The sequence below is a fragment of the Mesorhizobium sp. M7A.F.Ca.MR.148.00.0.0 genome, assembly GCF_003997735.1.
Classification (GTDB): Bacteria; Pseudomonadota; Alphaproteobacteria; order Rhizobiales; family Rhizobiaceae; genus Mesorhizobium.
Genome location: NZ_RZTB01000141.1, coordinates 5,808 through 13,135 on the forward strand (window position 1 = coordinate 5,808; position 7,328 = coordinate 13,135).

Consider the following 7,328-nt stretch of genomic DNA (forward strand, 5'->3'; position numbering starts at 1 on the left):
AGCACGATCAGCAGCGCCGTCAGCCGCGGCGCCGGCAGATTGATCCAGTCGTCGAAGCGCGCCGCCGCCCAGCCGAACGCCTCGTGGCGCGGGGTGCGGTGGCCGATCATCGAATCGGCGGTGTTGGCGGCCTTGTAGGCGGCGCCGCCGGCCAGGCCGCCGACGCCGGTCCAGAAGGCGGGGGCGACGATGCCGTCGGAGAAATTCTCAGCCAGGCTCTCGATCGCGGCGCGGCAGACGCCGGCCCTGTCGAGCGTTTCAGGGTCGCGGCCGACGATTCGCGAAACGGCAAGGCGGGCCAGAGCGAGGCCACCGGTGTCGAGCGCGTCCGCCACCGCCTCGACATGCTCATAGAGGCTCTTTTGCGACAGAAGCGACGTTGCCAGAAGGGCCGTGATGACGAGGCCCATGGGAACGAACCAGAACAGGATCTGCACGCTGAGGCCGATCACCGCCGGCACCAGCACAATGACCAGCAGCGCCTGGACACCACGCTTGCGACGCAGCGCGTCGGGATCAGTGGCGCGGTTGAGCCTGCGGTCGAGAAAGGATATCAGCCTGCCGAACCACGTCACCGGATGGCCGATGGCGCGAAACAGCCAATCGGGGTAACCGAGGGCGAATTCGACGGCCAATGACAGGAAAGCGATCAGGACTGACATGAAGCTTCTTAATGGGGCGGTTGTGGACCATGGTGGAAGTCTTGGCCGCGCGAGGGCGCTTTTCCCCAACGCCCTGCTGCCATTCGTCGACCTCTCGACCGGTATCAATCCGCACTCCTACCCGCTTTTCGACCTGCCCGCCACCTCGCTGTCGCGGTTGCCGGAAGCCGCGCGCACGCGTGAGCTGACAGAGATCGCAGCCAGTGCCTATGGGGCGCCGTCGCCAGCCAACATCGTGGCGGCACCGGGCACGCAGATCCTGTTGCCGCGCGTCGCCTCGCTGATTACCCCCGGAAGGGCGCTGGTGCTGGGTCCGACCTACGCCGAACATGCCCGCGCAGCAGTGATCGCCGGGCACCAGGTGGCGGAGGTCGATAATTTCGAAGCGTTGGCGGACGCCGACCTTGCCATCATGGTCAATCCGAACAATCCGGATGGACGTGTCATCGAGCGCGACCGGTTGCTGGCTCTGGCTGCCGGATTGCGCGCCAAGGGCGGGCTGCTGGTTGTCGACGAGGCGTTCATGGATGTTGGGCCGCGCGAGCATAGCCTCTGCGGCGATGTCGGCCAGGGCGGCGTCGTCGTGCTGCGCTCGTTCGGCAAGTTCTTTGGTCTGGCCGGCCTGCGGCTCGGTTTTGCACTTTCCGATGCTGTGACGGTCGAACGGCTGGAAACACAATTCGGGCCATGGGCCGTTGCCGGCCCGGCGCTGGAATACGGCATTCGCGCGCTTGCCGACATCGGCTGGCAGGACGCGATGCGGACGGCGCTGGCTGATGAATCGGCGCGGTTCGATGCGCTGTTCGGCCGCTTCGGTATTCCCGTTATGGGCGGCACCACGCTGTTCCGTTTTCTTCGCCTGCCGCATGCTGCCGATTTGTTTGCCGCGCTCGGCGGGCGCGGCATTCTGCTTCGCCATTTTGCCGATCGGCCTGACGTTCTGCGCGCCGGCCTGCCGGGGAGTGAGGAGGAATGGCAGCGGCTCGAGACCGTTCTTGCCGAATGGGCGTCGCGGCGCGAGCATCAATCGAAGGGTTCGAAACAATGATCCATGTCTGCTCGCTGGCAAAGATCGAGGAAACGGTGGCCAGGAGCGGCGCCGACCGCATGCTGTCGCTGCTTGCCGCCGGAACGGCGGTGGTCCGGCCGGCCTCGATATCGAAAGAAAATCATCTGCATCTGGTCATGCATGACATCGCGGCGGCGCAGGACGGCATGACCATGCCGGGCGAGGAGCATGTCCGCAACCTGCTCGATTTCGCGCGCCGCTGGGACCGTGCAAGGCCGATGCTCGTGCATTGCTATGCCGGCATCAGCCGCTCGACGGCTTCGGCCTATATCATCGCGGCCGCATTGGCGCCGAAACGCGACGAGGCCGAATTGGCGCGGACGCTGCGGGCGCTGTCGCCCTCGGCAACACCCAATCCGCGACTGATCGCGGTGGCCGATGCGCTGCTTGATCGCAACGGCCGCATGATCGAGGCGATCGAATCGATCGGCCGCGGTGCGGATGCCTTTGAAGGCACGCCCTTCGCGCTGAGGATCGACAGCTAGCTGCCCCCATGTCGTTGTTCGATTATCGGGTGCCTTCATTCGCCCAATCTTCATGCCCGTGCCGTATCCGGACAATGAACACGTCGTCGTCGGCTTCGATCCGGTAGACGACAAGATGGGCTTTGAAGGGATGGATACGCATCGGTGGCGCCAATTCAAGCCGCTCCCGCGCTATTCGGGGACTGGCAGCGATCAGGTCAAAGATCGTGAACAACTCGTCATGATACTGTCTGGCCTGCACAGCGCCGAACAGGCGCACCCCTTGCTCGGCAATACCGACGATGTCCTCTTCCGCAGCTAAAGAAAGGCGAAATCCCACTACCCATTGCCGGATGGCTTTTCAGCGCGTTTAACCGCCTCCGTGAAAAGCGCGTCCCTGGATCGATTGCCGATGCCACTCTTCAAGCCATCATCGACAAAGCGCTGCATGGCGGCAATCTTGTCATTGCGCTCCTGATCCCGACGGATCAAATCGCGCACATAGTCGCTCGCGTTGGCGTAACGGCCCGTTTCGGTTTGCGCCTCCACCCAATCTTTCATCGGGTCGGGCAATGATACGTTCATCGTTGCCATACTGGCCTCCATATCCCGTCCAGTATGGTCCGTTTTGGCAAAGTTTGTCAAAATCTCTTGTGCGGAAATCTCTTGTCCAAAAGCGCGATTGTCTGATCCGCCCTCCGTCGCCTGGTTTGTTCAAGAGGATAGCGCTTGCCTTTCGATGCCAGACCACTGGTTTGGAGGCTACGTCAACCAGTCCGCGAGCTTCGCCTTGCGCACATCCCGCAGCAGGCTGATGAACCCGTCGGCCTGATATTCTGCCGTCAGCCGGCCCTTCTCCGCCGTCGCGATGCTGGCATCGCCGACGACGCCATTCGGGTTGAGATCGCCAGCGATCCAGGCAAAGGCGTGGGTGCCGGTGTGGCGCAGGAGCGAAAATTCGTTTTCGGCTTTGGCGACATTGGAAACGAAATTGTCGGCCTTGGCCATGTCGACGAGGTCCGGCCGGAAATGCAGCATCAGCGAGGTCTCGACATCGCCGCCATGGATGCCGTGGCGGTCCTCCAGTTCGGTGTACATGCCGGCCGGGCGGCCGAAGCGCTGCCAGCTGGTTTTTACCGCCAGCATCTTTTCGCGCACGCGCAATTCGCGCGTGACGATGCCCATGATCTCCTCGTTGCCGCCATGCGAATTGACCACGATCAGCTTGCGCACACCGGCGCGCGCGATCGACAGGCCAAGCTCGGTCCAGGCTTCGATCAGCGTGGTTGCCGGCAGTGTGAGGGTGCCCGGCGCATGCAAATGTTCGTTCGATTTGCCTACCGCCTGGACCGGCAGGATGCGGATGTCGAGATCGTCGGGCAGACGCGAAATGACCGTGTCGAGCATGCCGTTCATGATCGAGGTGTCGGTCGAGACAGGCAGATGCGGGCCATGCTGCTCGATCGCCGCCACCGGCAGCACGGCGATCGTCGCCTCCGGATCGATCGAGGCGTATTCGGTGGTCCGGTAGTCGCCCCACCACACGCGTTTCTTCGCAACAGTCATGTCATGCCTCTTCGATGAACGGCCAGACCTAGCGCGGCGGAGGTTGTCTGTCGATCACCCGGCCGCGATAGCCTCAACCTCGACTTTGAATTCGGGTCGGGCAAAGCCGGAGACGATCATCAGCGTCGAGGCCGGCGCGGGGCTGGAAAACAGCCGGTCGCGGACATCCATATAGGGCCGCAGATGCGCGCGGTCGGTGACATAGGCGTTGATACGGATGATGTCGCGTAGGCCCAGCCCGGCTTCGCCGAGGATCGCTTCGATGTTGCGGAAGCAGAGTTCGGCCTGCGCGCCGGCCTCTTCGGGAATCTGGTCGTCCGCGGTTATGGCAACCTGACCCGAGCACAGCACCAGCCGCTTTCCAGGCGGTACCTCGACCCCGTGGCTGTAGCGGGCAAAGGGCGGCTTGATCGACTTCGGGGTGAGGAATCTGAACATGGCAATCTCCTGGGTGCCGCCAGCCTAAAGCCGGACCCATTACACCTTCAAGATGGCGGTGCATGTTGCCCGGGCGATTGTGGACAGCCGTTCAAAAAATAGGCACGATGCCTTTCGTACAGCATGACCCGTCCGCGCTTGGCATGGCAACGTCTTTCAAGCGGGCGGCCCCGGCGCCAGACGCCGGTGGCATGTGTCTTGCTTCTTGAATCTTTGGTGTCGAGCCTGGCGCGTGGCGCGCCGGAGCAAACAGAGGGTGGTGTGGATGTACGGAAAACAGAAGATCTCGGTGGCGGCGGTGGCCCTGCTTGCAGCCAGCACGCTGGGTGCTGCTGCGAATGAGAAAGTCACCTTCGGCACCAACTGGTTGGCCCAGCCGGAGCATGGTGGATATTATCAGTCCGTGGCGGACGGCACCTACGCCGCCTGCGGCCTCGACGTCACCATCATGCAGGGCGGTCCGCAGGTCAGCGGCCGACCGCTGCTGCTGGCCGGCAAGATCGATTTCTACATGGGCGGCAATCTGCTGTCGGCTTTCGATGCCGTCCAGCAAGGCATTCCCATGCGCGTGGTGGCGGCGGACTTCCAGAAGGACCCGCAGGTCATCATGTCCCACCCCGGCGAAGGGCTCGACAAATGGGAGGACCTGAAGAACGCCGACCAGTACATATTGGGCGACGAGGGCGTGCAGACCTTCTTCCAGTGGATGGTCATCGAACTCGGCTTCGACGCTTCCAAGCGCGCGCCCTACACCTACAACACCGCTCCCTTCCTCGCCAACAAGAAGTCGATCCAGCAGGGCTACGTCACCTCGGAGCCGTTCGCGGTCAAGAAGGAAGGCGGCTTCGTGCCGAACCAGTTCCTGCTCGCCGACTATGGCTGGGACACCTATTCGACGACGATCGAGGTGATGCAGGATACGATCGACAAGAAGCCGGAGGTGGTCCAGTGCTTCGTCGATGGCTCGGCCAAGGGCTGGTACAAATATCTGTACGGCGACAACAAGGCCGCCAACGACATGATCAAGAAAGACAATCCCGATATGAGCGACGAGCAGATCGCGTTCTCGATCGAGCAGATGAAGAAGTTCGGCCTTGCCGATTCCGGCGACACCGAAAAGCTCGGCATCGGCGCCATGACCGATGAGCGGATCAAGAATTTCTACGACAAGATGGTCAAAGCCAAGGTCACGCCAGCCGGCATCGACATCAAGAAGGCCTACACGCTGACCTTCATCAACAAAGGCGTCGGGCTCGAGCTGAAGAAATAGGCCGGTCCCGGTATGATAAGGGAAAAGGTGGCGCAAGCGCCGGCTGCATCGGGTGCGGCCCCTACGCTTCTGGCGCTGCGTGGCGTCGGCAAGGTTTTCTCCAACGGCGTGACGGCGCTCAACGATGTCGACCTGACCATCAGGGAAGGCGATTTCCTCAGCCTGCTCGGGCCGTCGGGTTGCGGCAAGTCGACGGCGCTGCGGCTGATCGCCGGCCTGTCGACGCCGACCTCCGGCGTGCTCGACTGGCGCGGCGGCGGCTCAGCTGACCGCTCGAACATCGGCTTCGTCTTCCAGGAGCCGACGCTGCTGCCCTGGGCCAACGTCTTCGACAATGTCTGGCTGCCGCTGCGGCTGAAAGGTATTTCCCGTGCCAAGGCGGCACCTGCGGTGACGGAAATGCTGGCGCGGGTTCACCTGACCGGTTTCGAAGACGCGGTGCCGCGCGAATTGTCCGGCGGCATGAAGATGCGCGTCTCGATCGCACGCGCCATGGTGACCAAACCGCGCGTGCTGCTGATGGACGAACCGTTCGCGGCACTCGACGAGATCACCCGCTTCAAGCTCAACAATGATCTCCTGGAACTGTGGCAGGACGAACGCTTCACCGTCGTCTTCGTCACCCACAGCGTCTTTGAAAGCGTGTTCCTGTCCAACCGCGTCGTTGTCATGGCGGCGCGGCCGGGCCGGGTGTTCGACGAACTTGCCATCGAGGCCTCCTATCCGCGCGATGAGGCGTTTCGCACCTCGCCCGACTATGCGGCACTGTGCCGTCAGGCTTCCGATGTGCTGGTCAAGGCCATCAATTCAACAGCAGGCGCGCATCATGACGGCCATTGACGAGCGGGCGCTCGAACTCGACCCCGAGGAGGCGCGCCGCGTGCGCCAGGCGCGGTTCGAGCGGATCGGCCGATGGGTGCTGCCGCTGGCGATCATGATCCTGGCGATCTGGCTGTGGGATCGCATCTGCGTCTGGAACGAGATTCCGCAATACATCCTGCCACGCCCGGGCGTGGTTCTGTGGACACTCTACAACGATGCCGGCTTGCTGTTTTCCTCGCTGCTGGTGACCTTGCGCATCACCTTCCTCAGCCTGGCTCTGGCGGTCATCGGCGGGGTCGGGCTGGCGGTGCTGTTCGCACAATCGAAATGGGTGGAGATGTCGTTCTTCCCCTTCGCCATCGTGCTGCAGGTGACGCCGATCGTGGCGATCTTTCCGCTGATCAATATCTATGTGAACGACCAGACAACCAAACTTCTGCTGTGCGCCTGGATCGTCGCCTTCTTTCCGATCCTGTCCAACACCACGCTTGGCCTCAACTCCGTCGACCGCAATCTGCGCGACATGTTCAAGCTCAACGGCGCGACGCGCTGGCAGCAACTGCGCTATCTCAGGCTACCGGCGGCGATGCCCTATTTCCTCGGCGGGCTGAAGATCGCCGGAGGCCTGTCGCTGATCGGCGCCGTGGTGGCCGAGTTCGTCGCCGGCACCACCGGCCAGTCGTCCGGTCTTGCCTCACGCATCATCGAGGCCGGCTACCGGCTCAACGCGCCGCGGCTGTTCGCGGCGCTGTTCCTGATCTCGCTGACCGGCATTTTGATCTTCCTCGTGCTGTCGCTGATTTCGCATCTCATTTTACGGCGCTGGCACGAAAGCGCACTGAAGCAGGAGCGCTAGGATGACTGAAAGGTTGGCGCGAAGCGCCCCCCTCTGTCCTGCCGGACATCTCCCCCTCAAGGGGGGAGATTGGCTGTTGTCACGACCTTCGCCAATCTCCAACGTTGAAAAAAAAGAGCCGGCGCGGACGCTGCCAATCTCCCCCCTTGAGGGGGAGATGTCCGGCAGGACAGAGGGGGGC

The 7,328-nt window shown here is 62.8% G+C and carries 10 protein-coding genes; 5 read left to right on the plus strand and 5 right to left on the minus strand.

Annotation, left to right across the window (positions count from 1 at the left end):
* Positions 1-662, minus strand: a 662-nt coding sequence (locus EOB49_RS29835; RefSeq protein ID WP_245472884.1) for a CobD/CbiB family cobalamin biosynthesis protein, incomplete at its 3' end; no start/stop codon positions are given.
* Between EOB49_RS29835 and cobD the strand changes: the two genes are divergently transcribed.
* Together cobD and EOB49_RS29845 are read left to right on the plus strand one after the other, a co-directional pair.
* Entirely contained in the window at positions 661-1,710 is a 1,050-nt protein-coding gene (gene cobD / locus EOB49_RS29840; RefSeq protein ID WP_127383088.1) for a threonine-phosphate decarboxylase CobD, read from the plus strand. The two genes, EOB49_RS29835 and cobD, sit on opposite strands and share 2 nt — an antisense overlap.
* Positions 1,707-2,216 (plus strand): tyrosine phosphatase family protein, encoded by a 510-nt coding sequence (locus EOB49_RS29845; RefSeq protein ID WP_127272559.1) that lies wholly within the window; start codon positions 1,707-1,709, stop codon positions 2,214-2,216. Before cobD ends, EOB49_RS29845 begins: the two co-directional genes overlap by 4 nt.
* Positions 2,217-2,238: 22 nt before the next feature.
* On the opposite strand, the gene EOB49_RS29850 is transcribed toward EOB49_RS29845, so the two are convergent.
* From EOB49_RS29850 to EOB49_RS29865, 4 genes are all read right to left on the minus strand, one after another.
* The gene (locus tag EOB49_RS29850; protein ID WP_127383089.1) at positions 2,239-2,535 is read right to left on the minus strand and encodes a type II toxin-antitoxin system RelE/ParE family toxin; all 297 of its coding nucleotides are present in this window, start codon (positions 2,533-2,535) and stop codon (positions 2,239-2,241) included.
* Complete coding sequence (locus EOB49_RS29855; protein ID WP_127271993.1) at positions 2,535-2,789, minus strand: type II toxin-antitoxin system ParD family antitoxin; 255 nt, start codon at positions 2,787-2,789, stop codon at positions 2,535-2,537. Before EOB49_RS29855 ends, EOB49_RS29850 begins: the two co-directional genes overlap by 1 nt.
* 168 nt (positions 2,790-2,957) lie before the next feature.
* Positions 2,958-3,761 carry a creatininase family protein gene (locus EOB49_RS29860; RefSeq protein ID WP_127383090.1) on the minus strand — a complete coding sequence of 268 codons (804 nt, stop codon included), beginning with the start codon at positions 3,759-3,761 and terminating at the stop codon, positions 2,958-2,960.
* 54 nt (positions 3,762-3,815) lie between these two features.
* Positions 3,816-4,199 (minus strand): RidA family protein, encoded by a 384-nt coding sequence (locus EOB49_RS29865; protein WP_127271694.1) that lies wholly within the window; start codon positions 4,197-4,199, stop codon positions 3,816-3,818.
* Positions 4,200-4,464: 265 nt separating this feature from the next.
* Between EOB49_RS29865 and EOB49_RS29870 the strand changes: the two genes are divergently transcribed.
* Genes EOB49_RS29870 through EOB49_RS29880 form a run of 3 tightly spaced genes read left to right on the plus strand, consistent with a single transcriptional unit; the run spans position 4,465 to position 7,147 of the window.
* Positions 4,465-5,469 (plus strand): ABC transporter substrate-binding protein, encoded by a 1,005-nt coding sequence (locus EOB49_RS29870; protein WP_127272561.1) that lies wholly within the window; start codon positions 4,465-4,467, stop codon positions 5,467-5,469.
* A gap of 12 nt (positions 5,470-5,481) precedes the next feature.
* Positions 5,482-6,309 carry an ABC transporter ATP-binding protein gene (locus tag EOB49_RS29875; protein WP_127331436.1) on the plus strand — a complete coding sequence of 276 codons (828 nt, stop codon included), beginning with the start codon at positions 5,482-5,484 and terminating at the stop codon, positions 6,307-6,309.
* On the plus strand, positions 6,296-7,147 hold the full coding sequence (locus EOB49_RS29880; protein ID WP_127268481.1) for an ABC transporter permease: 852 nt from the start codon (positions 6,296-6,298) through the stop codon (positions 7,145-7,147). The genes EOB49_RS29875 and EOB49_RS29880 overlap by 14 nt, the downstream gene beginning before the upstream one ends.
* Positions 7,148-7,328: the final 181 nt, after the last annotated feature.